The sequence below is a fragment of the Streptomyces sp. 135 genome (genome assembly GCF_020026305.1).
Classification (GTDB): Bacteria; Actinomycetota; Actinomycetes; order Streptomycetales; family Streptomycetaceae; genus Streptomyces.
The window spans coordinates 1013585-1037153 of record NZ_CP075691.1; the positions used below are offsets into that span (position 1 = coordinate 1013585).

The 23569-nt window shown below is 72.5% G+C and carries 18 protein-coding genes and 3 pseudogenes; 15 read left to right on the forward strand and 6 right to left on the reverse strand.

Features of this window, described 5'->3' with window-relative positions; translation table 11 throughout:
• Positions 1 to 9 precede the first annotated feature (9 nt).
• Both KKZ08_RS04655 and KKZ08_RS04660 read left to right on the forward strand, forming a co-directional pair.
• Entirely contained in the window at positions 10 to 2049 is a 2040-nt protein-coding gene (locus KKZ08_RS04655; protein WP_223773221.1) for a bifunctional aldolase/short-chain dehydrogenase, read from the forward strand.
• A 53-nt stretch (positions 2050 to 2102) separates the two neighbouring features.
• Entirely contained in the window at positions 2103 to 3503 is a 1401-nt protein-coding gene (locus tag KKZ08_RS04660) for a rhamnulokinase family protein (protein ID WP_223778907.1), read from the forward strand.
• Between the two features lie 60 nt (positions 3504 to 3563).
• On the opposite strand, the gene KKZ08_RS04665 is transcribed toward KKZ08_RS04660, so the two are convergent.
• Complete coding sequence (locus KKZ08_RS04665) at positions 3564 to 5201, reverse strand: AMP-binding protein (RefSeq protein WP_223773222.1); 1638 nt, start codon at positions 5199 to 5201, stop codon at positions 3564 to 3566.
• Positions 5202 to 5344: 143 nt separating this feature from the next.
• Between KKZ08_RS04665 and KKZ08_RS04670 the strand changes: the two genes are divergently transcribed.
• Complete coding sequence (locus tag KKZ08_RS04670) at positions 5345 to 5743, forward strand: VOC family protein (protein WP_223773223.1); 399 nt, start codon at positions 5345 to 5347, stop codon at positions 5741 to 5743.
• 167 nt (positions 5744 to 5910) lie between these two features.
• Entirely contained in the window at positions 5911 to 7158 is a 1248-nt protein-coding gene (locus KKZ08_RS04675) for a hypothetical protein (protein WP_223778908.1), read from the forward strand.
• Positions 7159 to 7212: 54 nt separating this feature from the next.
• On the opposite strand, the gene KKZ08_RS04680 is transcribed toward KKZ08_RS04675, so the two are convergent.
• Positions 7213 to 9072 carry a transglycosylase domain-containing protein gene (locus tag KKZ08_RS04680; RefSeq protein ID WP_223778909.1) on the reverse strand — a complete coding sequence of 620 codons (1860 nt, stop codon included), beginning with the start codon at positions 9070 to 9072 and terminating at the stop codon, positions 7213 to 7215.
• 451 nt (positions 9073 to 9523) lie between these two features.
• On the opposite strand from KKZ08_RS04680, the gene KKZ08_RS04685 reads away from it, so the two are divergent.
• Positions 9524 to 10672: an amidase domain-containing protein gene (locus tag KKZ08_RS04685; protein WP_223773224.1), complete on the forward strand. Its 1149-nt coding sequence runs from the start codon at positions 9524 to 9526 to the stop codon at positions 10670 to 10672.
• A 164-nt stretch (positions 10673 to 10836) separates the two neighbouring features.
• Complete coding sequence (locus KKZ08_RS04690; RefSeq protein ID WP_223778910.1) at positions 10837 to 11103, forward strand: DUF5133 domain-containing protein; 267 nt, start codon at positions 10837 to 10839, stop codon at positions 11101 to 11103.
• 63 nt (positions 11104 to 11166) lie between these two features.
• On the opposite strand, the gene KKZ08_RS04695 is transcribed toward KKZ08_RS04690, so the two are convergent.
• On the reverse strand, positions 11167 to 12378 hold the full coding sequence (locus KKZ08_RS04695; RefSeq protein WP_223773225.1) for an amidohydrolase: 1212 nt from the start codon (positions 12376 to 12378) through the stop codon (positions 11167 to 11169).
• Between the two features lie 322 nt (positions 12379 to 12700).
• On the opposite strand from KKZ08_RS04695, the pseudogene dhaK reads away from it, so the two are divergent.
• The 4 genes and pseudogenes from dhaK to KKZ08_RS04715 all read left to right on the forward strand — a co-directional run bounded on the left by dhaK (position 12701) and on the right by KKZ08_RS04715 (position 15816).
• Positions 12701 to 13683 (forward strand): annotated as a pseudogene (gene dhaK, locus KKZ08_RS04700) (dihydroxyacetone kinase subunit DhaK).
• 14 nt (positions 13684 to 13697) lie between these two features.
• Positions 13698 to 14325 (forward strand): annotated as a pseudogene (gene dhaL / locus KKZ08_RS04705) (dihydroxyacetone kinase subunit DhaL).
• Positions 14318 to 14726 (forward strand): annotated as a pseudogene (locus KKZ08_RS04710) (PTS fructose transporter subunit IIA). The pseudogenes dhaL and KKZ08_RS04710 overlap by 8 nt, the downstream one beginning before the upstream one ends.
• A gap of 142 nt (positions 14727 to 14868) precedes the next feature.
• Positions 14869 to 15816: a fibronectin type III domain-containing protein gene (locus tag KKZ08_RS04715; RefSeq protein ID WP_223773226.1), complete on the forward strand. Its 948-nt coding sequence runs from the start codon at positions 14869 to 14871 to the stop codon at positions 15814 to 15816.
• Positions 15817 to 15823: 7 nt separating this feature from the next.
• Here the strand turns inward: KKZ08_RS04715 and KKZ08_RS04720 are convergent, their stop codons facing one another.
• Entirely contained in the window at positions 15824 to 16396 is a 573-nt protein-coding gene (locus KKZ08_RS04720) for a PadR family transcriptional regulator (RefSeq protein WP_223773227.1), read from the reverse strand.
• A 123-nt stretch (positions 16397 to 16519) separates the two neighbouring features.
• On the opposite strand from KKZ08_RS04720, the gene KKZ08_RS04725 reads away from it, so the two are divergent.
• The 4 genes from KKZ08_RS04725 to KKZ08_RS04740 all read left to right on the forward strand — a co-directional run bounded on the left by KKZ08_RS04725 (position 16520) and on the right by KKZ08_RS04740 (position 20204).
• Positions 16520 to 16948, forward strand: a complete 429-nt coding sequence (locus KKZ08_RS04725) for a nuclear transport factor 2 family protein (RefSeq protein WP_223773228.1) — start codon at positions 16520 to 16522, stop codon at positions 16946 to 16948.
• A gap of 188 nt (positions 16949 to 17136) precedes the next feature.
• Positions 17137 to 17643 carry a hypothetical protein gene (locus tag KKZ08_RS04730; protein WP_223773229.1) on the forward strand — a complete coding sequence of 169 codons (507 nt, stop codon included), beginning with the start codon at positions 17137 to 17139 and terminating at the stop codon, positions 17641 to 17643.
• A 681-nt stretch (positions 17644 to 18324) separates the two neighbouring features.
• Positions 18325 to 19086 (forward strand): sugar phosphate isomerase/epimerase, encoded by a 762-nt coding sequence (locus tag KKZ08_RS04735; RefSeq protein WP_223773230.1) that lies wholly within the window; start codon positions 18325 to 18327, stop codon positions 19084 to 19086.
• Positions 19083 to 20204: a Gfo/Idh/MocA family oxidoreductase gene (locus KKZ08_RS04740; protein WP_223773231.1), complete on the forward strand. Its 1122-nt coding sequence runs from the start codon at positions 19083 to 19085 to the stop codon at positions 20202 to 20204. Before KKZ08_RS04735 ends, KKZ08_RS04740 begins: the two co-directional genes overlap by 4 nt.
• A 58-nt stretch (positions 20205 to 20262) precedes the next feature.
• On the opposite strand, the gene KKZ08_RS04745 is transcribed toward KKZ08_RS04740, so the two are convergent.
• On the reverse strand, positions 20263 to 20796 hold the full coding sequence (locus tag KKZ08_RS04745; protein ID WP_223773232.1) for a PadR family transcriptional regulator: 534 nt from the start codon (positions 20794 to 20796) through the stop codon (positions 20263 to 20265).
• A 21-nt stretch (positions 20797 to 20817) separates the two neighbouring features.
• The gene (locus KKZ08_RS04750; protein ID WP_223773233.1) at positions 20818 to 22839 is read right to left on the reverse strand and encodes an NADPH-dependent 2,4-dienoyl-CoA reductase; all 2022 of its coding nucleotides are present in this window, start codon (positions 22837 to 22839) and stop codon (positions 20818 to 20820) included.
• A gap of 183 nt (positions 22840 to 23022) precedes the next feature.
• Between KKZ08_RS04750 and KKZ08_RS04755 the strand changes: the two genes are divergently transcribed.
• Positions 23023 to 23520, forward strand: coding sequence for a methylated-DNA--[protein]-cysteine S-methyltransferase (locus KKZ08_RS04755; RefSeq protein WP_223773234.1), 498 nt, complete (start codon positions 23023 to 23025; stop codon positions 23518 to 23520).
• Positions 23521 to 23569 lie beyond the last annotated feature (49 nt).

Consider the following 23569-nt stretch of genomic DNA (forward strand, 5'->3'; position numbering starts at 1 on the left):
CACAAGGACATGGCACCTCACCCCGAAGCCGCCGCACTCCTGGAGCGTTCGCACCGCCTCGGCGCCGACCCGCGCAACACCAACTACGCGGGCGGCAACACCTCCGCCAAGGGCACCGCCCCCGACCCGGTCACCGGCGGCGACGTCGAGCTGATGTGGGTCAAGGGGTCCGGCGGCGACCTGGGCACCCTCACCGGACACGGCTTGGCGGTCCTGCGCCTGGACCGGTTGCGCGCCCTGAAGGACGTGTATCCGGGCGACGAGCGCGAGGACGAGATGGTTGCCGCCTTCGACTACTGCCGGCACGGCAAGGGCGGCGCCGCCCCCTCCATCGACACGGCCATGCACGGCCTGGTCGACGCCGCCCACGTCGACCACCTCCACCCCGACTCCGGCATCGCGCTGGCCTGTGCCGCCGACGGCGAGAAGCTCACCGCCGAGTGCTTCGGCGACAGCGTCGTATGGGTGCCGTGGCGTCGCCCCGGTTTCCGGCTCGGCCTCGACATCGCCGCCGTCAAGGAGGCCAACCCGCAGGCCATCGGCTGCGTCCTCGGCGGCCATGGCATCACCGCGTGGGGCGCCACCAGCGAGGAGTGCGAGCGCAACTCGCTGCGCGTCATCCGCACCGCCGAGTCCTTCCTCGCCGAGCGCGGCAGGCCGGATCCTTTCGGTCCCGTCGTCGACGGGTACGAGCCGCTGCCCGAGGCCGGGCGCCGCGCGCGGGCCGCGGCGCTCGCCCCGCACGTCCGGGCCCTCGCCTCGCGGGACCGGCCGCAGGTCGGGCACTTCGACGACACCGCGCCCGTCCTGGACTTCGTCTCCCGCGCCGAGCATCCGCGCCTGGCCGCGCTGGGCACCTCCTGCCCCGACCACTTCCTGCGCACCAAGGTCCGCCCGCTGGTCCTCGACCTGCCGCCCACCGCGCCCCTGGACGAGACACTCGCCCGGCTGGAGGAGCTGCACGCCGCCTACCGCGAGGAGTACGCCGCCTACTACGACCGCCACGCCACCGCGGACTCCCCCGCCATGCGCGGCGCCGACCCGGCGATCGTCCTGGTCCCGGGCGTCGGGATGTTCTCGTTCGGCAAGGACAAGCAGACCGCCCGGGTCGCCGGTGAGTTCTACGTGAACGCGATCAACGTGATGCGCGGTGCCGAGGCCGTCTCCTCGTACCGGCCGATCGACGAGGCGGAGAAGTTCCGTATCGAGTACTGGGAGCTCGAGGAGGCCAAGCTGCGGCGGCTGCCCGCGCCCAAGCCGCTGGCCACCCGGGTCGCGCTGGTCACCGGCGCGGGCAGCGGCATCGGCCGGGCCATCGCGCACCGCCTCGCCGCCGAAGGCGCCTGCGTGGTGGTCGCCGACATCGACGCCCGCAACGCCGAGGCCGTCGCCGAGGCGCTCGGCGGTCCCGACAAGGCCATGGCCGTCACCGTCGACGTCACCTCCGAGGCACAGATCACCAAGGCATTCGAGGAGGCGCTGCTCGCCTTCGGCGGCGTCGACCTCGTGGTCAACAACGCGGGCGTCTCCCTCTCCAAACCGCTCCTGGAGACCACCGCCCACGACTGGGACGTCCAGCACGCCGTCATGGCCCGCGGCTCCTTCCTCGTCTCCCGCGAAGCCGCCCGCGTCATGCGGGCCCAAGGACTGGGCGGCGACATCGTCTACATCACTTCCAAGAACGCCGTGTTCGCCGGCCCCGACAACATCGCCTACTCCGCCACCAAGGCCGACCAGGCCCACCAAGTACGCCTGCTCGCGGCCGAGTTGGGCGAGCACGGCATCCGCGTCAACGGTGTCAACCCCGACGGCGTCGTCCGCGGCTCGGGCATCTTCGCCGGGGGCTGGGGCGCCCGGCGCGCGGCCACCTACGGCATCGAGGAGGACAAGCTCGGCGAGTTCTACGCCCAGCGCACGCTGCTCAAGCGCGAGGTGCTTCCCGAACACGTGGCGAACGCCGTGTTCGCCCTCACCGGCGGCGACCTCACCCACACCACCGGCCTGCACATCCCCGTGGACGCCGGGGTCGCCGCCGCCTTCCTGCGGTGACACCCGTGAAGACCTGCGCCGCCGTCGACCTCGGCGCCTCCAGCGGCCGCGTCATGACCGGCCGCGTCGGCCCCGGCACGCTGAAGCTGACCCAGGCACACCGCTTCCGCAACCGCCCCGTCCGCACCGCCGGCACCCTGCACTGGGACATCCTCGCCCTGTACGCGGGCGTGCTCGACGGACTGCGGGCAGCCGGGCACGTCGACTCGGTCGGCATCGACGGCTGGGCCGTCGACTACGGCCTGCTCGACGCGGACGGACAACTGCTCGGCAACCCCGTGCACTACCGCGACGCCCGCACCGAGGGCGTCGCGGAGCGGGTGTGGACCGCCCTCCCCACCGACCGGCTCTACGCGGCGACCGGCATCCAATACGCGCCCTTCAATACGCTGTACCAGTTGACAGCGGCTCACGGAACGCCCCAACTGGCGGCGGCACGGCGGGCGTTGCTCGTCCCCGACCTGATCGCCTACTGGCTGACCGGCGAGCAGGGGACCGAGATCACCAACGCGTCCACGACCCAGCTGCTCGACCCGCGGACCGGCGGCTGGTCGCACGCGGTCGCCGAGGCCGCGGGCATCGACACCGACCTGTTCGCGCCGCTGCGACGGCCGGGTGACCCCGCCGGGTTCCTGCTCCCCGAGGTCCTCGACACCGCCGGGCTCACCGGCCCGGTGCCGCTCACCACGGTCGCCTCGCACGACACCGCGTCGGCCGTCGCCGCCGTACCGGCCACCACGGGCGACCGCTTCGCGTACATCTGCACCGGCACCTGGTCGCTGGCGGGCCTGGAGCTCGACGCGCCCGTGCTCACCGAGGCGAGCCGCCGGGCGAACTTCACCAACGAACTGGGCATCGACGGCACCGTCCGCTATCTGCGCAACATCATGGGCCTGTGGCTCCTCCAGGAGTGCCTGCGGGAGTGGGGCGACCCGCCGCTCGCGCCACTCCTGGACGCGGCCGCGCAGATCCCAGGGCCCGCCTCCGTGGTGGACGCCTCGGACCCGGCCTTCCTCGCACCCGGCCGGATGCCGGGGCGCGTGGCACAAGCGTGCCGCGCCTCGGGGCAGCCGGTGCCGAGCACACCCGCCGAGACGACGAGGTGCGTCCTCGACTCGCTCGCCCTCGCGCACCGGCGTGCCGTGGAGGACGCGCGGCGCCTCGCCGACCGGCCGGTGGACGTCATCCACGTCGTGGGCGGCGGGGCCCGCAACGCCCTGCTGTGCCAACTGACCGCGGACGCCTGCGGGTTGCCGGTGGTGGCGGGCCCGGCGGAGGCGGCGGCACTCGGCAACGTACTCGTCCAGGCGCGTGCGCACGGCCTGGTCGGCGACCTCACCGCGATGCGCCGCCTGCTGGCGGCCACCCAGCCCCTGACCCGCTATGAACCGACCGGCGACCGTGCGGCTCCGGCGGCCTGGGCGGCTGCCGCCGGGCGGATCGCGCGTCCCTGACCGCTCCGGGTGGGCGCGGACACCGAGGGGGTCTGCCGCGTCCGCCCGGAGCGCCCTCTCTCACGCCGACACGGACGGCCTGTCCATGGCTCCGCTCGCCCACGCGGCGCGCAGCGCCTTCTTGTCGACCTTGCCGACCTTGGTCGTCGGCAGCCGGTCCAGCAGGACCGTCCGCCGGGGCGTGTACAGCTCTCCCAGCTCGGCGGTGACCGCCGCGGCGACCTCGTCCGGGTCGACGCCGGCGCCCTCGGCCGTGGCCAGGAAGATCTGCACGGCCTCGCCGTACTCCTCGTCCGGTACGCCAAGCGCCGCCGCGTTGCGCACGCCGGGCAGGGTGAGCAGGAAGTCCTCCAGGACCCGGGAGTAGACGTTGTCGCTGGTGCTGCCGGTGACGATGATGTCCTTGGCCCGGTCGACGAGATAGAGGTAGCCCTCGGCGTCGAGGTAGCCCATGTCGCCCGTGCGCAGCCAGCCGTCGCGCAGCGCCTGCGCGGTGCGCTCGGGGTCCTCGTAGTAGCCGAGCATCACCGTCTCGCCCCGGACGCAGACCTCGCCGACCTGCCGGACGGGCAGTGCCGCCGTGCTGTCCTCGCCACGGATCTCGATCTCGACGTCGGATATCGCGCGGCCGCAGCTGCGCCAGAGCTCCGGCCTGCGGGCCCCCTCCGATGCGAGGTCCGCCGCGCCGAACGCGGCGATGCCGAGCGCCTCCGACTGTCCGTATCCCTGGCTGAGCACGGGCCCGAAGACCTCGACCGCCTGCTGGAGCCGGCTGGGCGAGGAGGCCGCGCCGCCGACGACGATCCGCCGCAGCGCGGGGAACGCGCCGGACACGCACTCCGGGTGGTCGAGGAGGGCGTACAGCATGGGCGGCACGAACATGGTGGCGGTGATCCGCTCCTCGCGCAGCGCCGCCAGCGCCGCGCCCGCCTCGAACTCGGGCAGCACGACCAGGACGGAGCCGGTCACCAGCGCCTGGACCGAGGTGAGGTGACCGCTGCCGTGCGTGAGCAGCGTGGCGACGAGCACCCGGTCCGTGTCCGGGTCCATGGTCGGGAAGACCGCGGGCCCGGAGTCCTCCGAGGCGTTGTCCGCCAGGTCCACCAGCGCGTCGTAGAGCCGGTGGCTGTGCGCGGCGAGCTTGGGGCGGCCCAGGGTGCCGCCGGTGTAGAGGACGGTGACGGCCTCGTCCGCTCCCGGTGCGGGCACGGCGTCCGGACGCGTCTCGGGGCAATCGGCGGCCAGGGCCAGCAGGTCGGTGCACGGCTCCTCGCAGGGGCCGAGGCTGAGCAGCACGGGTGCGTGGACGCTGCGGCCGGCGGCGTCGGCGGCGCGCCGCGCGAAGAGCGGGTCGGTGACCACGGCGCGCGCCTTGGACTGCTCGACCAGCGCGGCGAGTTCGCCGGGTCCTGGCTCCGGTGGCAGGAACACCACGCGGCAGCCGATGAGGTGGACCGCGAGCTGCACCAGGACGGAGTCCACGCGGTTGGCCAGGAACAGCCCCACTCCGTCACCGGGCGCGAGCCCCTGCCGACGCAGCGCGTGCCCCAGGCCGAACAGCCTCCGCCGCGCCTCCCCCCGGGTCAGCCGCCGCGCCCCTTGGACGAGTGCCTCGGCGTCCTCGTCCTGGTGCCAGTGCTCCAGGACGCGGTCGACGTAGGTCTGCGGCTCGGATGTTCCCTGTGCGTTAATGATCATGAACATATGCAAACACGCCACTCAGGGGCGTTGCCTCGTAGGGGGCGGGTTCGGTCGTCGACGGGCGGAGTACCATGCCCCGGCCCCTGGCGCGGATGTCTACCGCAGGGCAGGCTCCACAAGCCCCTTGTTGTGGTGCGCCGATGTCATCGATCAAGCAGTTCCAAGTCACCTTCGACTGCGCGGAACCCGAGCGCGTCGCCCGCTTCTGGTGCGAGGTGCCGGGGTACGTCGTCTCCCCGCCGCCGAAGGGGTTTGCCACGTGGGAGGATTTCGACCGCTCGCGGCCGCCCGAGGAGCAGGGCGCGTGGTTCGCCTGCGGTGACCCCTCGGGCGTCGGCCCGCGCCTGTTCTTCCAGCGCGTTCCCGAAGGCAAGGCCGTCAAGAATCGCGTACATCTCGACGTGCGGGTCTCCTCGATGTCCTGCATCACGATGCAGGGATCGTGCTCGTCCGCCAGCAGTCGCACGCGGGCAACGAGTTCTGTCTCGACTGAGTTCTCCGGGACTTCTGGCGACGGTGTGACCAACCTGGACTACTGAAGACGCCCCATCGGTCCTATATTCATACAAACAATTCACACGCGGCCCTGCTGCGATGAACACGGGGTAGGACCGCAGTGATTGAGCCCGACGGCACCAGCAGATCCGCCCGCGCAGAGTCCCGCGCCGCCCGCAAGACGCGGGAGAAGGCGCGCAAGCGCAGGCGCATGGCCGTGGTCGCGGCCGTGCTCGGCCTGGGCGGGGTGGCCGGTACGTGCGTTCTCGCCCTCGGGAACTCCTCCGGCGGCGGCGGTGAGGACCGGCACACGGCGTCCACATCCTCGGGCAACGCGGCGGAGAAGGCGCGTTCCGCCAAGCGCTCGAAGAAGGGCGAGGAGAAGTGGGACGGCAAGGTCAAGGTGCTGGGCGACGGCTCCACCTCGTACGCCGGGCCGCCGCGCGGGCAGCTCAAGCCCAAGAAGCTGAAGCCCGGCGAGAAGCCGCCGCAGTTCGTGGTCTTCTCCTGGGACGGCGCGCTGGAGGGCGACGACCACCGCTTCTCCCACTTCCGCCAGGTGGCGCGGGAGAGCAAGGCCCACATGACCTTCTTCCTCACCGGCATCTACCTCCTGCCGGAGAGCAAGAAGACGCTCTACCGCCCCCCGCAGCACGGCACGGGGTCGGCCGCCATCTCGTACCCGACCGTCCCGCACATCCAGACCACGCTCCAGCAGCTGCGCGGCGCCTGGAAGGACGGCCACGAGATCGGCTCGCACTTCAACGGCCACTTCTGCGGCCCCAAGGGCGGCGGGGACTGGAGCACCGAGGAGTGGAAGAGCGAGATCGAGCAGACGTACTCGTTCATGAAGAAGTGGAAGACCAACACTGGTTTCACCCAGGAGGCGCCCCTGCCCTTCGACCCGGACCGGGAAGTGGTCGGCGGCCGCGCGCCCTGCCTGGAGGGCCAGAAGAACCTCCTGACGGCGATCAAGCCGTTCGGCTGGCGCTACGACGCGAGCTCCTCCGGGGACTTCCAGATATGGCCGTCCAAGGTCGACGACATATGGAACTTCCCTCTGCAACTCCTCCCTCTTGAGGGCAAAGAGGTGCAAGTCCTCTCCATGGACTTCAACTTCCTCTACCACCAGTCCGGCGACAGCACCGAGGGCGACCCGGAGAAGTACCCGGAGTGGGAGGCGCAGGTCCGGAAGTCGTACATGAACGGCTTCAACCGCGTCTACAACGGCAGCCGGGCGCCGATGTTCATCGGCAACCACTTCGAGGACTGGAACGGCGGCATCTACATGAACGCCGTCGAGGACGTGATGCGGGAGGTGTGCCCGCGCAAGGGCGTCCGCTGCGTGTCCTTCAGGGAGTTGGCGGACTGGCTCGACGTCCAGGACCCGAAGGTCCTGGCCCGGCTGCGCCTGCTCGACCCCGCGCAGGCGCCGGACTGGAAGTCGCTCGTCAAGTAGCGCGGGTGGGGCCGCAGCAGGCCGCGGCCCCACCGCCGCATCGCTCCGGGCCCCCTACTCGACGGCCTTGATGTAGTCGGCCCAAAGGCCCACCGCCCGCTCGCTGCCGAGCCTTCCGGGGGCGTCCCCGCCCAGCCCCTTCAGCGGCAGCGGCACCAGGTCCTTGAGCGACATGCGGTAGACGACCACGGCCGTCGTCTCGTCCTCGGTGCCGCCCACGAACCAGCCCGCGGTGTTCGCGGTGGTCGTCCCGGTCTTGCCCACGGCGCCGGCGCGCGCCCCGCCCGCCGCCTTGGCCGATCCGTCGGTCATGGTGGCCCGCAGGGCGTCCGTGACCGCCTTGGCGGTCTTCTGCGACACCGCCCGCGTGGGCTTCGGCTCGGTGAGCGGCACCGCGTCGCCGGCCCGCGTGACCGAGAGCACCGAATAGGGGTCGGTGTGCATGCCGTCGGCGGCGAAGGTCTGGTAGGCGCCCGCCATCCGGATGGCGCTGGGCGTCGAGTTCTCCCCGAGCGCGAACGTGGGGATCCGCTCCCCGAGGCTCGATTCGAGCAGCCCCGCCCGCAGTGCGTACTTCTCCACCCGGTCGAGGCCGACGTCCAGGCCGAGTTGGAGCATGGGCGTGTTCACGGAGCTCGCGACGGCCCGCCGCAGGGTCACCTTGCCCCAGTCCCGGCCGCCTTCGTTGCGGCCCTTCACCACTTTGCCGCTGCGGTCCCAGTACGGCCCCTCCGGCGTCCGCACGGCGATCCGGTCGTCGCCGTCGTAGACGCTGGCCGGGGAGACGGGCGTACGGCCCCCCTCGCGGGTGCGCGTCACGCCGTCCTCCAGCGCGGCGGCGTAGACGAAGGGGGTGAACGCCGAACCGGCCGGAATGGTCGTCGCGTTCGACTGGTTGAAGCCCTGCTTCAGGAAGTCGTGGCCGCCGTACACGGCGAGCAGCCGGCCGTCCCGGCCGACGCTCGCCGCGCCGATCCGGGCGTACTTGTCCGTGTCGGGCCGCCGCTTGGCGTCGAAGTCCTTGTCGGCCTTCCGGACGGCGGCGGTCAGGGCCTTCGTGCGCTTCCGGTCGAAGGTCGTGCGGATCTGGTAGCCGCCGAGGTCGTAGTCGGCGGTCGTGATGTGCCCGGCCTTGATCGCGTGCCGCTTGGCCAGCTCCACCAGATAGCCGGTCTGCGCGCCGGGGATGGTGCCGCCGGATCCCGGCTTCGTGGGCTCCGGGAACTTCTTGTACTTCGCGCGCTCGGCCTGCGTGAGGTGGCCGGTGGCGACCATGCGGTCCAGGATCCAGCTCCACCGCTCGACGGCCCGCGCGCGGTTCTCCTTGCCGAGGGCCGGATCGTAGAGCCCGGCGCCCTTGAGCAGGGAGGCCAGGAAGGCGCCCTCGCTGGGATTGAGCCGCGAGACGTCCTTGCCGTAGTAGGCGTGCGAGGCGCGCTGGATGCCGTAGGTGCCGCGCCCGAACCAGCTGGTGTTCAGGTAGTCCTGGAAGATCTTGTCCTTGCTCGTGTGGTTGTCCAGCTTCACGGCGAGCAGGGCTTCGGTGAACTTCCGGGACAGGGTGCGGTCCTGGCTGAGGTAGACGTTCTTCACGTACTGCTGGGTGATGGTCGACCCGCCCTGGGTCTCCCCTCCGGTGACCGCGGCGGTCGCGGCACGCAGGACGCCGGTCGGCGAGACTCCGGAATCGGAGTAGAAGCTCGCGTTCTCGGCCGCGAGGACGGCCCCCCGGACCTTCGGCGGCACCTTGTCCAGTGGTATCTCCTGCCGGATGACCCAGCCGGTGCGGGCCATGACGGTGCCGTCCGACCAGTAGTAGACATTGTCCTGTTGCGTGGCGAACGAGTTGAGATCATCCGGTATGTCCGTGGCCGCGTACGCGATCGCGACGAAGCCGGTCAGACCGATGAACATGTACAGGAAGGCGCCGAGCCACTGGCGCCACGAGGGCACCCACCGCCGCCAACCGCTGCGCCCCGGCCGGGGGTACGCCGGACGCAGGCGCCGCAGCTGCCTGCGCGCCCCCGCGACGGCGCCGGGTATGCCGCCGTCCGATCGTGCCCTGCGCCGTTCCCCTGACTGCCTGCGTCGGCCGGTCGCCGCGCGGCGCCCCCCCGATGATGCCGCTCGCCGACCCCCCGGTCGCCCTCCCGCGGCCCTCCTGCGCCCACCCACCCCGTATGCCTCCCTCTGCTGCGCTTTGCCGACACCCTAGAGGTACGTGAGGCGGGACCGGCGGGGCCCTGGAGCCCTGGTCCGGCGGCCACCGGGCTCCGGGCGGGGCGAACGGCGCGGTGAAGGCATGGAGTTGTGCGAAGATTCCGTGCCCCGGTCGCGGTGATCGGGCGACAAAAGAGGAAACAGAGTGATACCCAAGAGATACAGACCCGCCGTCGTCGCGGGTCTGACCGCAGCTGTTGCGTCCGGTTCCATGCTCGCGCCCCCCGCACACGCCGACGCCCTCGACAGCGAGCCCCGCAAGGCCGACCGCAGGACGGTCGCCGCCTTCGCCCGCATCGCCGATGACGTCCTCTCCCGGCGCGCCGAGGCCCTCGTGGAGAAGCACGCGGGACGCGGCGGCTCCACCAAGGACACTTCCACGACGCGCATGTCCGGCCGGATGAAGAAGGACGAGGCCGCCGCGCTCCGTTCGTTGCGCTCCCGCAAGGACCGCCTCGCGAAGCTCGGCGAGGCCTACACGAAGGCGGACACCCGCGTCGTCGTGGAGCGCGCCACGATCACCGGCGGGACGGCGACGGTGCAGGTCACCTCGTCGTCGACGCTCACCTACAGGAAGCCGCGCGGGGACGCGCCGGACACCACGGCGTTCTCGACCCGGCAGGAGCTGAAGCTCGCCGGCACGAAGGACGGCGGCTGGAAGCTCACCACGATCACCTCGCGGGACAACGGCCCCGCCGCGGTCGCCGAGCCGTCGGCGGCCCGGGTGAACACCGTCGAGGACGACGGCAACCAGTACCCGGACGGCACGCCGGCGTCCACCCGGTACCCCACCACGCCGATGCCCTCGGGCAAGACGGCCGGTGCCTACGACTACTCCGCCATGGCGCGGTACGCGGAGAAGTACTGGCGCAGCTACAACCCGGCGTACCGGAAGTTCAACGGAGCCGGCGGCGACTGCACCAACTTCGTCAGCCAGGCGCTGAAGGCGGGCGGCTGGAAGTCCGTCCCCGGCTCCGCCTACGACTACCGGAACTGGTGGTACGAGAGCGCGAGCCAGAGCACCTCCTGGGTCGGCGTGAACGAATGGGCTTGGTTCACGCTGTCCAACCGGCGGGCCCCGAACCTGGCGAACGTCTACCAACTGGACGTCGGCGACGTCCTTCAGATGGACTTCGACAAGAACGGGTCCAAGGACCACACCATGATCGTGACGTACCGCGACTGGCGGGGCATGCCGTACCTGACCTACCACTCGACCGACACGTACCGCAGGTCGCTCGCGAGCGTCCTCGCGTCCTACCCCGACGCGCGTTACTTCGCGTACCGCACCTGACGGGACCGGTAGCGCCACCGGACCGGCGCGGGCGGCACCGGGCGTCTCTCGCCGGGCCCCCGCGCCGGTCCCTCCAGAAGGCAGCCATGCGGCACCCGGGAATGAGGGGCGCGATTACGGGCACCCGTACACCACCGAAGAGCCTTCAGGAGGGGTCTGTGGTCGTGTTGAAGCCGGAACCGCGCTCAGTGAGAACTCTGCTCGCCCGTTACGCAGGCGCGCGCATCGCGCTCATGGAGAAGGCCGACCCGGCCTGGCAGCGGGAACTGGAGGACGTCACCTACACGCTGTGCGTGGTGACGGGCACCCAGTCGATCACGGACGCGATCGCGGCGGCCGACGAGATCCTGGCGGCGGCCGAGCGCCCCGACGCACGACCTGACGCACGACCGGTGGCACCTTCCGCTGAGGACCCGGTCCTGGCGGCCTGAGACGCCCTCTCCAACTGCCACTCTCCGGAAGCCGTCCCTGGCCGGAAGCCGTTGGCGTTGAAATCACTGCCCGGCGGCGGCCTTCCGGTGGTGGCAGGCCCAGGCCCGCTCGGACACATCCGTACGGAGCAGGACGTCGGCCGCGGTGCTCGCCAGCGCGTACGCCGCCGCCAGCATGACCTCGCGCCCGCGCGCTCCGGCGGCCGCCCGGGCGAACGCAGGGGTGTGGTCCGAGCCGTCCGACCCCATGATGGCGACGAACGGATGGATCGCCGGCACCCGGGTGCTGACGTTGCCGATGTCCGAGGACCCCAGGTAGACCCCCGCCTCGGGCTCCGAAAGCCGGATGCCCGCCTTCTCCAGGTGCCGCGCGAACAGCCCCGAGAGCACGTCGTTGTCGCGGAAGTGCTCGTACCGCGCGGCCACTTCGGCGATCTCCGCCTTCGTCCCCGTGGCCAGCGCGACGCCCCGGGCGCACGAACTCAGCTCCTCCACCAGGTCCGCCAGCGCGGAAGCGGTCGCGCCGCGCAGCCCGAACAGCCCTTCCGCGTACTCGGGGACGATGTTCGTCGCCCGGCCGCCATCCGTGACGATGCCCTGGACGTGCGATCCGGCGGGCAGCCTCCGGTCCAGGACTCCGAGCGTGTTGAACAGCTGGATCAGTGCCCCCAGCGCGTCGATGCCCTCCGTCGGGTTGCCCGTCGGGTGCGCGGCCCTGCCGTGGAAACCGACACGTACCTGCGCGCTCGCCGTCAGGGGCGCCCACGACCAGTCGTACACACCCGGGTGGAACATCAGCGCCGCGTCCACCCCGTCGAACAGGCCCGCCGCGACCTCCGCGACCTTGCCGCCGCCGCGCTCCTCCGCCGGCGTCCCGACGGCCAGCAGGGACCCGCCGGTGTCGCCGAGCGCGGCCCGCGCGGCGAGGGCCGCTCCGAGGCCGGCCGCCGCGATCAGGTTGTGCCCGCAGGCGTGCCCCAGCTCCGGCAGCGCGTCGTACTCCATCAGCAGGGCGACGCGCGGGCCCTTTCCGGGCGCGGCCGCCGTGTCCGTGCGGGCGACGAAGGCGGTCGGCAGCCCAGCGGCGCCCCGTTCCACCAGGAACCCCTCGTGTTCCAGCTCGTCCGCGAGCAGCCGGGCGGCACGGTGTTCCTCGTAGGCGGTCTCCGGTTCGCGGTGCAGCGCGAGGCTCACGTCCCAGAGCCGGTCGGCGCGGGCGGCGACCTCCCGCTCGATGCGGGCGTACACGGAATCCACGTCCGTATCCCTGTCCATGTCCGTATCCCTGTCCTTGGGCTGTAACACGTGACCTCCTCGGACCGAGCCGGCTCGGCGGCCCGGCGGCGACACGGGACGTGTTCCACGGTCTCCGGCGGCCCACACGGGGCGGACGGCTCTGCTCGGCAGGCTCGGCGACCGGCGAGCGGATCGTCGTCGACAAACGCGTGGCCCCGCGACTGCTCCGTTCACGCCCGGAGACCGCGCCCAGCGACCACCGGCCCGGCAAGGCCGATACTGCCCATGTCGACACGCGCTGTCCCGTGAACCGGCGCCATCGCCGAACCCGAGCGATCGCCGAACCTACGCGGAGGTATCCATGAAGATGTTGATCAATGTCGCCGAGACCGTCGTCGCCGACGCGCTGCGGGGCATGGCCGCCGCGCATCCGGAGCTGACGGTCGACGTCGAGAACCGCGTGATCGTCCGCAGGGACGCCCCGGTCGCGGGGAAGGTGACCCTCGTCTCCGGCGGCGGGTCGGGGCACGAGCCGTTGCACGGGGGGGGTTCGTGGGGCCGGGGATGCTGTCGGCCGCCTGCCCCGGCGAGGTGTTCACGTCGCCCGTGCCCGATCAGCTGGTGCGGGCCGCGGCCGCCGTGGACAGTGGTGCGGGCGTGCTGTTCGTCGTGAAGAACTACACCGGTGACGTGCTCAACCTCGACATGGCCGCGGAGCTCGCCGAGGACGAGGGCATCCAGGTGGCGAAGGTGCTCGTCGACGACGACGTCGCGGTCACCGACAGCCTCTGCACCGCCGGGCGCCGCGGCACCGGAGCCACGCTCTTCGTGGAGAAGCTGGCGGGCGCCGCCGACGCGGGCATGCCGCTGGAGCGGGTCGAGGCGATCGCGCGGCAGGTCAACGCCAACGCGCGCAGCTTCGGGGTCGCCCTCAGCGCGTGCAGTACGCCGGCCAAGGGCAGCCCCACCTTCGAACTTCCCGCCGGAGAGCTGGAGTTGGGCATCGGCATCCACGGGGAGCCGGGGCGGGAGCGGCGCCCCATGATGACCTCGCGCGAGCTCGCGGACTTCGCCGTCAACGCCGTACTGGAGGACCTGCGCCCGCGCAATCCCGTCCTCCTGCTCGTCAACGGCATGGGGGCCACGCCCCTGCTTGAGCTCTACGGCTTCAACGCCGAGGTGCAGCGGGTGCTCGTGGAGCGCGGCGTGCCGGTCGCGCGCACCCTCGTCGGCAGTTACGTGACCTCGCTGGACATGGCCGGGGCGTCCGTGACGCTCTGCCAGGTCGACGAGGAACTGCTGCGGCTGTGGGACGCGCCGGTCCGCACGGCCGCGCTGCGCTGAGGGCCTGAGTACCCGTGCTCGACGCCGACTTCTTCCGCCGCCGGCTGATGAACGCCGCCGATGCCGTCGACCGTGAGGCGGTCCGGCTCACGGAGCTGGACTCGCCCATCGGCGACGCCGACCACGGCAGCAATCTGCGGCGCGGGTTCACCGCCGCCGCGGCCGCCCTGGGAATAGGAGGCGCCCACCACGCCGGGGGCCGTACTCCTGCTGGCCGGGCGGCAGTTGATCTCCACCGTGGGCGGCGCGTCGGGCCCCCTCTACGGCACGCTGCTGCGCCGCACCGGCAAGGCGCTCGGCGACGCCCCCGAGGTCGACGCGGCGCGGTTCGCCGAAGCGCTGCGTACCGGCGTCGAGGCGGTGGCCGCGCTCGGCGGCGCGGCGCCCGGCGACAAGACGATGCTGGACGCGCTCGTGCCCGCGGTGGAGGCGCTCGGCACGTCGTTCGCGGCGGCACGGGACGCCGCGCTGGAGGGCGCGCTCGCGACGACGCCGTTGCGGGCGCGCAAGGGCAGGGCCAGCTGTCTGGGCGAGCGCGGCGTCGGGCACCAGGACCCGGGCGCGACCTCCTCGGCGCTGCTCTTCGAGGCGCTCGCAGGGACCGCGGAGGGCACAGAGCGGCGGGAGGCCGACCATGGCTGACGACCGGCTGGTGGGCGTCGTCCTCGTGTCGCACAGCGGTCCCGTCGCCGAGGCGGTCGCCGCCCTCGCCACGGCGCTCGCCGGTGGCGGCGACACCGCCCCCGTGGCCGCCGCGGGCGGGACGCAGGACGGGGGCCTCGGTACGAGCGCGGAGAATCTCGGCGGCCGCCGCCCGCGTCGACCAGGGCGCGGGCGTCGCGGTGCTCGCGGACCTCGGCAGCGCCGTCCTCACGGTGAAGGCCCTGCTCGCGGAGGGCGACGAACTCCCCGACGGGACACGCCTGGTGGACGCGCCGTTCGTGGAGGGGGCGGTGGCGGCCGTGGTCACCGCGTCGGCCGGAGCCGACCTCGCGACGGTGGAGGCGGTGGCCATGGAGGCGTACACCTATCGGAAGGTGTGACGCCTTCCCTCTTGATGTGACCCCGTCACCTGTGCGTCAAATAGGTCCGGACCAATGCCGTCGAGTGGAAGGCAGCACCGTGCGACGGACCCCCCAGCCGACCCTTCCGGCCCCTTTTACCCCTCGTGCCCGTCTTGCCCTTGTGGCCCTCGCCGCCGCGGTGGCGCTGAGCGGCTGTGCGTGGGGCGGCCAGGGTGAACGGCAGGACACGCGGCCGCCCGCGGCACCCCGAGGCCTCACCGTCCAGGCGGGCAGCGCCACCACCGCCCACGTCATGTGGAACCAGGCCACCGACGACACCGAGGTCACCGGCTACGCGGTGTACCGCGACGCCAAGAAGGTCAAGGACGTGCCGGGCAGGCGGCACATGGTGGACATCACCGGCCTGAAGCCGTCCACCACCTACGCCTTCACCGTGCGCGCCCGCGACGCCGAGGGGAACCTCAGCGAGGACAGCAGGAGACTGACCGTCACGACGCCCGCCGCGGCCGCCGCCGACCACAAGCCCCCGACCCGGCCCGCACGGCTGCGGGGCAAGGCCGAGGGAAGCCGGTCGGTGACGCTGTCCTGGGGGAAGTCGACGGACGACCGAGCCGTGGCCTCGTACGAGATCTATCAGGGCACCTCGAAGATCCACAGCGTGGGCGGCGGGCAGACCGCGACGCTGGTCACCGGGTTGCGGCCGGGCACCGGCTACACGTTCACTGTCAAGGCGCGCGACGCCGCCGACAACTTCTCGCCCGCGAGCCCGGCGGTCCGTCTCACCACCGCCGCGGGCAAGGACTCCGGGCGCGGCACGGCGCCCACCGCCTTCCGCGCCGCCACGCACCGGGCGGACGGCGCGTACTACATCGACCTGTCCTGGACGCCGCCGCGGACGGGCGGCGCGGTGACGGAATATCAGATCCAGTTGGACGGCCGCACCGCCACCTCGCTGGTCTTCGGCGGTACCGCGCCGAAGACCAAGGCCAGGCACAGCTTCTACATCGGCAGGAAGGCGGGGGAACGGCACCAGGTGCGGATCCGCCCCAAGCTGCCGGACGGGACGTGGGGCGCCTACTCCCCCACCCGGGCGGTGACCACGGGCTGACGCGACCTCAGCCCCGCTGCGCCGCGGCGGCCGCCCGTTCGGTGAGCAGGGCCGCCGCGCGCCGGCACCAGTCGCGGGACTCACGCTCGAAGGCGAGACCGCGCAGGCAGGTGAGGTAGGGGCCGACGCGCTCGCCGGTGCGCAGGAAAGCATCCTCGTCCGCGCCGCCACGCAGCTTCACCAGCAGCTTTTCGAGGATCTCGATCTTCGCGTCGGCCACCTCGGCGCGCTCGGTGAGCTGGCCGATCACCGGCGTGGCGTCGACGCCGTCCACGGCCTGCACCTTGACCAGCAGGTCGTCGCGGATGAAGGACGGCTTGGCGGCGCGCGCGGCGAACCGCTCCATCTCGGCCAGGCCTTCGCCGGTGACGCGGAACATCCGCTTGTTCGGGCGCCCTTCCTGGACGACCTCCCGGCCGGTGATCAGGCCTTCCGCCTCCAGCTTGGCGAGTTCGGCGTAGAGCTGCTGGGGCAGCGCGTGCCAGAAGTTGGCCACGCCGATGTCGAAGCCCTTGGCCAGCTGATAGCCGCTGTACTCACCGTCCAGCAGTGCCGCGAGCACCGCGTGCCGCAGAGCCATGACCCGATCCCCTTCCCTTTCACCACTCCATCCCCCCATCATAGTCACGAATATGACTACTCAGATTGATGACTATGAAGTCGTCGGCATCCCCTGCCGGTGCGCGCCTCAGGGAGGACCCTCATGCACCCCACCGCCGAACGATTCCGCTCCGTCGTCGAGAAGCGTGACCTCGCCGCCCTGACGGATCTGTTCACTCCGGACATCCGCTTCTACAGCCCCGTGAAGTTCAGCCCCTTCGAGGGCCGGCCGATGGTGCTCGGGCTCTTCGGCGTCCTGCTGCGTACGTTCGAGGACTTCCGGTACGTCGGGTCGTACGCCGGGCAGGCGCTGACCAGCACCGACGGCGGCGAGGCCGAGTCGGCCGTCCTCCTCTTCCGGACGACCGTGCACGGCAAGGAGATCCACGGCATCGACCTGCTGCACTTCGACGAGGAGGGCCGGATCAAGGAGTTCACCGTGATGGTGCGGCCGCAGTCCGCGGTCCAGGCCCTCGGGCAGGCCGTGTACGAGGGGCTGGTCGCCGACGGGCTCGTCCCGGCCCCGCGGTGAGGCGCCCCTGGAAGGGTGACGGGAGGTCAGCTCTGCGCCGGACGAAGGATTCCGTCACCTGCCCGGAGGCAGTCCGCATGCGGTACGCGCCCGCGGCACGTTGGCTCTTCGTCAGGTAGCACGGGCGTTCCCCGACTCGCGGCGGCGCATGGGTTGTACCGCCTCCCGTGCCACCGGAGGGCAGACTCATGCGTAGCACTCAGATATATGTCCGTGCCGGCCTGACCGTTTCCGCCGCCGTGCTTCCGCTGGCGCTGGCCGCGCCTGCGGCGTTCGCGGGCGGCGGGATCTCCGTGACCGCCACCGGCTCCACCGTGCAGGTCACCACCGCCGCGTGCGCGGGCGGCGGCACGGCCTCGCTGATGGACGCCGCGAACGCGAGCTTCGCCGGCGGTCGGCAGGTGCAGCTGACGAACGGCAGCGGCACCTGGCGGAATGTCAGTGCCGGCACCTATACGGTTCTGGTCGCTTGTCAGGACGGCTCGCAGGCCGGACCTCAGACCGTCACCGTCGGCAGCATGCCGACGGCGTCCTCCACGGCCGCGCCCGCGCGCGGTGTGCGTGGCGGGCTCGGGGGCGGTTCCGAGGACCGGGGCGCGCTCACGCTCATGACCGGCGGGGTCCTCGTGGCCACGGCGGCCGCGGGCGGCGGCGTCTGGTACCTGCGGCGCCGCGCCGCGGGCAGCCGGTTCTGACTCCCGGCACCGCTCGGCCACGGCGACACCATCGGCTGCCGCTCCCCCGCCCACGTGGCGGGTGGGCGGCAGCCGCCGTGTGCGGCTCCGGCACGGGGGGCGCCCTGCGGAGCCGGGGTTGGCTGTGTGTTGCCGGCGGCGCGCTTGCCGACGCGGGGCTCTGCGCTCTCGGCGGCGCTCTTGCCTGCCGCCGGTCCCTGTGCGCTCCAGGAGGCGCTCTTGCCGACTTCGGGCTCTGTGCTCTGCGCTCTCGGCGACACCCTCGCCCGGCCGGTCCTGCGCGCGCTCGGCGGCACCCTTGCTGACTCGGGGCTCTGCGCTTCGGCGGCACACTCGCCTGCCCCCCCAGTCCCTGGGCGCTCCCGGCGGCACCCTTGCCTGCCACGGTCCCCGCCCGCTCCCGGCGACACCCACGCCCACTCCCGTCGCTGGGCGCTCCGGCGACAGCCTTGCCCGCCACAGACCCTGCCCGCGCGCGTACCCGGCCCGGCCCTGCGCTCCCGGCAGCACCCTTGCCCCCCCCGCCGCTGGACGCTCCGGCGACACCCTCACCCGCCACAGGCCCCGCCCGCACCAGCGACACCCACGCCCACCCCCGGCACCCGCCCACCCCCGACGGCCCCCTTGCCCGCCCCCCGGAACCGCCTTACCGTCCTCCCAGCCGACAGGGAGGCCGCTTTCATGTCACGACCGCTCAGCGTTCAGCTCTACTCCGTGCGCGAGCAGCTCGCCGCCGACCGGGACGGGACCCTGCGCCGCCTCGCGGACCTCGGATACGGCGCGGTGGAACCGTACGACGTACTCGCCGACCCCAAAGGGCTGCGGGAGAGCCTCGACGAGCTCGGGCTGACCGTGTCCGGCGCGCATGCCGTCCAGCTGTTCGGCCCGGAGCCCGGGCCCGTCCTCGACGCGGTGGCCGCGCTCGGCACCGACCTCGCGATCGTGCCCGCGGGCATCCCGCCCGAGGACTTCACCACGCACGACGGTCTCGCCCGCGCCGCCGACCGCCTCAACGGCCTTGCCGACGCGGCGGCTCAGCGCGATCTGTGCGTCGGCTACCACAACCACTGGTGGGAGATCGAGCCCCGCTTCGAGGACCGCGCCGGCCGGCACGCCGTCGAGGTGCTGGCCGAGCTGCTGGACCCCGCCATATTCCTGGAGGTCGACACCTACTGGGCGGCGGTCGGCGGCGCCGACGTGCCGGCGCTCCTGCGTCGCCTCGGCGGCCGCGTGCGGGCCCTGCACCTCAAGGACGGGCCCGGCACCAAGGACGACCCGAACGTGGCGGTCGGCGGGGGCACCATGCCGGTGCCCGAGATCCTCGCCGCGGCCCCAGACGCCTGGCGCGTCGTCGAGTTCGACTCCTGCGCGGGTGACGCCGACGCCCTCTTCGACGAGCTCGGGGCGAGCCGCTCATACATGACTTCCCTGGAGGCGGCGTGAGTTCGGGCGTCACGGGCGGCACGGGGCCCGTCGGAGTCGCCGTGGTCGGCGCGGGCGTCATCAGCGCCGAGTATCTGCGGACGCTGAGCGGTTTCCCGGACGTCCAGGTGGTGGCCGTCGCCGATCTCGACGAGCGGCGGGCGGCCGCCGCGGCGCGCACGCACGGCGTCCCCGTCTCCGGCGGCCTCGACGCCGTGCTCGCCCTGCCCGAGGTCGAACTGGTCGTCAATCTCACGGTGCCCGCCGCGCATGCCCAGGTGGCGACGGCCGCCCTGCGCGCCGGCAAGCACGTGTACGGCGAGAAGCCCATCACCCTCGCCCCGGCGGAGGCCGAGAAGCTCCTCGCCGAGGCCTCCGAACGCGGGCTGCTCGTGGGCAACGCGCCGGACACGTTCCTCGGCGCGGGCCTCCAGTCGGCGCTGCGGGCGGTGACCGCCGGGGACATAGGCGTGCCCGTGGCGGCCACGACGGTGACGCAGGGCCTGGGGCCCGAGGCGTGGCACCCCGATCCGGCGTTCTTCTACCAGCCGGGTGCGGGCCCGCTCTTCGACCTCGGCCCCTACTATCTGACCTCGCTCGTCGCCCTGTTCGGCAGCGTGTCCCAGGTGGCGGCGACCGCCGCGCGCGCCCGCGTGGAGCGGACCGTCGCGTCGGGTCCGAAGGCGGGGCAGGTGTTCCCGGTGGACGTGCCCACGCATGTGTCGGCGCTCATCGAGTTCGCCTCGGGCGTACGCGCCGACTCGACGTTCAGCTTCGACTCGGCGCTGCCGCGCATCCGCTTCGAGGTCACCGGGACCGAGGGCACCCTCGCGGTGCCCGACCCGAACACCTTCGGCGGCCCGCTGAAGGTGCTGCCGAGCGGCGACGACACGTGGCGCGAGCTGCTGGTGCGGGGGCGGACCGACGGGCGCGGCCTCGGCGTGGTCGACATGGCGCGCGCCGTGCGCGGGGGCGGGGCGCACCGGGCGTCCGGCGCGCTGGCCCTGCATGTCCTCCAGACCATGACGGCGATCGCGGACTCCGCCGCCCACTCCCGCTTCACACCACTGACCACGCAGGTGGTGCCGCCGCTGCCACTGCCCGAGGAGTGGGACCCGCGGGAGGCGACACTCGGGTGACCCCGGACCGGGCCCCCGGAAGGCGACCCGCGCGCCCGACGCCCCCGCCCCGCCCCCGCTACGGCGCCTCAAATTCCTCGATCGCCCGCGTGAGCCACTGCGTCCAGAACGTCTCCAGGTCGATGCCCGCGCGCAGCACGACATGGCGCAGCCGGTCCTCGACCGCGTCCTTCCCCGGCGGGAAGTCGCGCCGCTCGATCTCCTCGTACTCCGCCAACTGCCGCCGGTGGAGGTCGAGATGGCGGTGCAGGTCCTCCTGGACGCCCTCGGTGCCGACCACCGCGGCGGCGCGCAGGCGCAGCAGCAGGGTGTCACGCATCGGCTTCGGGTCCTGGCTCGCCGCGGTCCAGCGGGCCAGTTCGGCGCGGCCCGCGGGCAGGACCTCGTACTCCTTCTTCTGCCCGCGGCTCGCCCCTTGCCGCGGCAGCGCGCGGATCGCCCCCTCCCGCTCCAGCCTGCCCAGCTCGCGGTAGATCTGCTGGTGCGTCGCCGACCAGAAGTAGCCGATCGACTTGTCGAACCTGCGGGTCAGTTCGAGCCCCGACGACGGCTTCTCGAGGAGGGCGGTGAGGATCGCGTGCGGGAGTGACATGGGGGCAATCCTAGGGACGGGTCACAGCGCGGCGGCCAGCTCCGTGCCCTGCTTGATGGCGCGCTTGGCGTCCAGCTCGGCGGCGATGTCGGCGCCCCCGATGAGGTGCACACTGCGCCCGGCGGCGAGCAGCTCCTCGTACAGGCCGCGGCGCGGTTCCTGGCCGGTGCACAGGACGACTGTGTCGACGGGGATGACGGAGGAGACGCCGTCGACGGTGATGTGCAGGCCCGCGTCGTCGATGAGGTCGTAGCTCGCGCCCGCGACCATCGTGACGCCCCGGTGGCGCAGTTCGGTGCGGTGGATCCAGCCGGTGGTCTTGCCGAGGCCCTGGCCGACCTTGGACGCCTTGCGCTGGAGCAGGTGGACGGTGCGCGGCGGGGCGGGCCGCTCGGGCCGGGTCAGGCCGCCGCGCTCGCGGTAGTCCATGTCGACGCCCCACTGACGGAAGTACGTCGCCGGGTCCAGGCTCGCCTTCTCGCCGCCGTCGGTGAGGTACTCGGCGACGTCGAAGCCGATGCCGCCCGCGCCGACGATCGCGACGCGCTCCCCGACGGGCGCGCCGTCGCGCAGCACGTCGAGGTAGCCGACGACGCTCGGGTGGTCGATGCCGGGGATCTCGGGGGTGCGGGGCGTCACACCGGTGGCGACGACGACTTCGTCGTAGTCCTCATCGGTGAGGTCGTCGGCGTTGACGACGGTGTTCAACCGGACGGTCACGCCGCGCAGTCGGAGCTGGGTGCGGAAGTAGCGCAGGGTCTCGTCGAACTCTTCCTTGCCGGGGACCTTGCGGGCGACGTTGAGCTGGCCGCCGATCTCGGAGGCGGCGTCGAAGAGGGTCACGTCGTGGCCGCGCTCGGCCGCCGAGACGGCGAAGGCGAGCCCGGCGGGGCCCGCGCCGACGACGGCGACGCGCTTCTTGGTGCGGGTCGGCGCGAGCACGAGTTCGGTCTCGTGGCAGGCGCGCGGGTTCACCAGGCAGGAGGTGATCTGGAGGTTGAACGTGTGGTCCAGGCAGGCCTGGTTGCAGCCGATGCAGGTGTTGATGGCCTCGGACTGCTCGGCGCGCGCCTTGGCGACGAAGTCGGGGTCGGCGAGGAGCGGGCGGGCCAGGGAGACCATGTCGGCAGCGCCGTCGGCAAGCAACTGCTCGGCTATTTCGGGGGTGTTGATGCGGTTGGTGGTGACGAGCGGCACGGAGACCTCGCCCATGACCTTCTTGGTGACGAAGGTGTAGGCGCCGCGCGGCACGGAGGTCGCGATGGTGGGGATGCGGGCCTCGTGCCAGCCGATGCCGGTGTTGATGATCGTGGCGCCCGCGGCCTCGATCTCCTTGGCGAGGTGGATGACCTCTTCGAGGGTGGAGCCGCCGGGGATCAGGTCCAGCATGGAGAGGCGGTAGATGAGGATGAAGTCCGTGCCGACGCGCTCGCGGACGCGGCGGACGATCTCGACGGGGAAGCGGATGCGGTTCTCGTAGGCGCCGCCCCAGCGGTCGGTGCGCTGGTTGGTGGGGGCCGCGATGAACTCGTTGATGAGGTAGCCCTCGGAGCCCATGATCTCGACGCCGTCGTAGCCCGCGAGCTTGGCCAGCTCGGCGGCGCGCACGAAGTCCTCGATGGTCTGCTCGACCTCGTCGTCGGTGAGGGCGCGGGGCACGGAGGGGCTGATCGGCGCCTGGATGGCGCTCGGCGCGACGAGGTCGGGGTGGTAGGCGTACCGGCCGAAGTGCAGGATCTGCATCGCGATCCGGCCGCCCTCGGCGTGCACGGCCGCGGTGATGCCCGCGTGCTGCGCGGCCTCCGCCTCCGTGGTCATCTTGGCGCCGCCGGGGTAGGGGCGGCCCGCGTCGTTCGGGGCGATGCCGCCGGTGACGATGAGGCCCACGCCGCCGCGCGCGCGGGCCGCGTAGAAGGCCGCCATCCGCTCGAAGCCGTTCGGGGCCTCTTCCAGGCCCACGTGCATGGAGCCCATCAGGACCCGGTTGGGCAGGGTCGTGAAGCCCAGGTCGAGCGGGTTCAGCAGGTTCGGGTAACGGCTCATGCGGGCGGCCCTCCGTACGCGGTGTCTACAGGACAGTTGTAGACGACGCGCGACGTGTTGTGCAACTAGTTGCATAAAGCGGCCGACGCGTAACGAGCACCATGTCCGAATCCCGCCAGCCGCCGCCTCGCGCGCACCACAGACTGGAAGTCGGATCGCTCAAGAACGCCGGAGGAGAGCCCCATGACCGTCTACACGACGATCGACAGCCCGCTGGGCACGCTGCTGCTGGTGGGCGAGGCCTCCGCCACCGCCAAGGGCGGCACCGCGCTCGCCTCCCTCTCCATGCCGGGCCAGAAGGGCGCCGCCGTCGTCCTGGACGGCTGGATCCGCGACGACGAGGCGTTCACGGCGATCACCGCCCAACTGCGCTCGTACTTCGCCGGGAGCCTGACCCACTTCGACATCGAGTACGCCGCCGGGGCGGGCACCGCGTTCCAGCGCAAGGTCTGGCAGGCACTGGACACGGTCCCCTACGGCACCACGACCACCTACGGACGCCTCGCCGAACAGCTCGGCCTCTCCCGGGCCGCCGTGCGCGCCCTGGGCACGGCCATCGGGCGCAACCCGCTGCTCGTCGTACGCCCCTGCCACCGGGTGATCGGCGCCGACGGCTCCCTCACCGGGTACGCGGGCGGCCTGGAGCGCAAGCGGATCCTCCTCGACCTGGAGGCGGCATGACCGCACCAGGGGCGCCCCGGCCCGACGCCCCACGCCGACGCCGCCCCCG

Excerpts from the sequence above, each read along its gene's own strand:
- KKZ08_RS04750 (WP_223773233.1), bottom strand. The coding sequence starts at position 22,839 with ATGAGCCGTTACCCGAACCTGCTGAACCCGCTCGACCTGGGCTTCACG.
- KKZ08_RS04660 (WP_223778907.1), top strand. The coding sequence starts at position 2,103 with ATGACCGGCCGCGTCGGCCCCGGCACGCTGAAGCTGACCCAGGCACAC.
- KKZ08_RS04735 (WP_223773230.1), top strand. The coding sequence starts at position 18,325 with ATGTCACGACCGCTCAGCGTTCAGCTCTACTCCGTGCGCGAGCAGCTC.
- KKZ08_RS04675 (WP_223778908.1), top strand. The coding sequence starts at position 5,911 with ATGGCCGTGGTCGCGGCCGTGCTCGGCCTGGGCGGGGTGGCCGGTACG.
- KKZ08_RS04755 (WP_223773234.1), top strand. The coding sequence starts at position 23,023 with ATGACCGTCTACACGACGATCGACAGCCCGCTGGGCACGCTGCTGCTG.
- KKZ08_RS04745 (WP_223773232.1), bottom strand. The coding sequence starts at position 20,796 with ATGTCACTCCCGCACGCGATCCTCACCGCCCTCCTCGAGAAGCCGTCG.
- KKZ08_RS04725 (WP_223773228.1), top strand. The coding sequence starts at position 16,520 with ATGCACCCCACCGCCGAACGATTCCGCTCCGTCGTCGAGAAGCGTGAC.
- KKZ08_RS04665 (WP_223773222.1), bottom strand. The coding sequence starts at position 5,201 with ATGATCATTAACGCACAGGGAACATCCGAGCCGCAGACCTACGTCGAC.
- KKZ08_RS04680 (WP_223778909.1), bottom strand. The coding sequence starts at position 9,072 with ATGTTCATCGGTCTGACCGGCTTCGTCGCGATCGCGTACGCGGCCACG.
- KKZ08_RS04695 (WP_223773225.1), bottom strand. The coding sequence starts at position 12,378 with ATGGACAGGGATACGGACGTGGATTCCGTGTACGCCCGCATCGAGCGG.
- KKZ08_RS04655 (WP_223773221.1), top strand. The coding sequence starts at position 10 with ATGGCACCTCACCCCGAAGCCGCCGCACTCCTGGAGCGTTCGCACCGC.
- KKZ08_RS04670 (WP_223773223.1), top strand. The coding sequence starts at position 5,345 with ATGTCATCGATCAAGCAGTTCCAAGTCACCTTCGACTGCGCGGAACCC.
- KKZ08_RS04720 (WP_223773227.1), bottom strand. The coding sequence starts at position 16,396 with ATGGCTCTGCGGCACGCGGTGCTCGCGGCACTGCTGGACGGTGAGTAC.
- KKZ08_RS04730 (WP_223773229.1), top strand. The coding sequence starts at position 17,137 with ATGCGTAGCACTCAGATATATGTCCGTGCCGGCCTGACCGTTTCCGCC.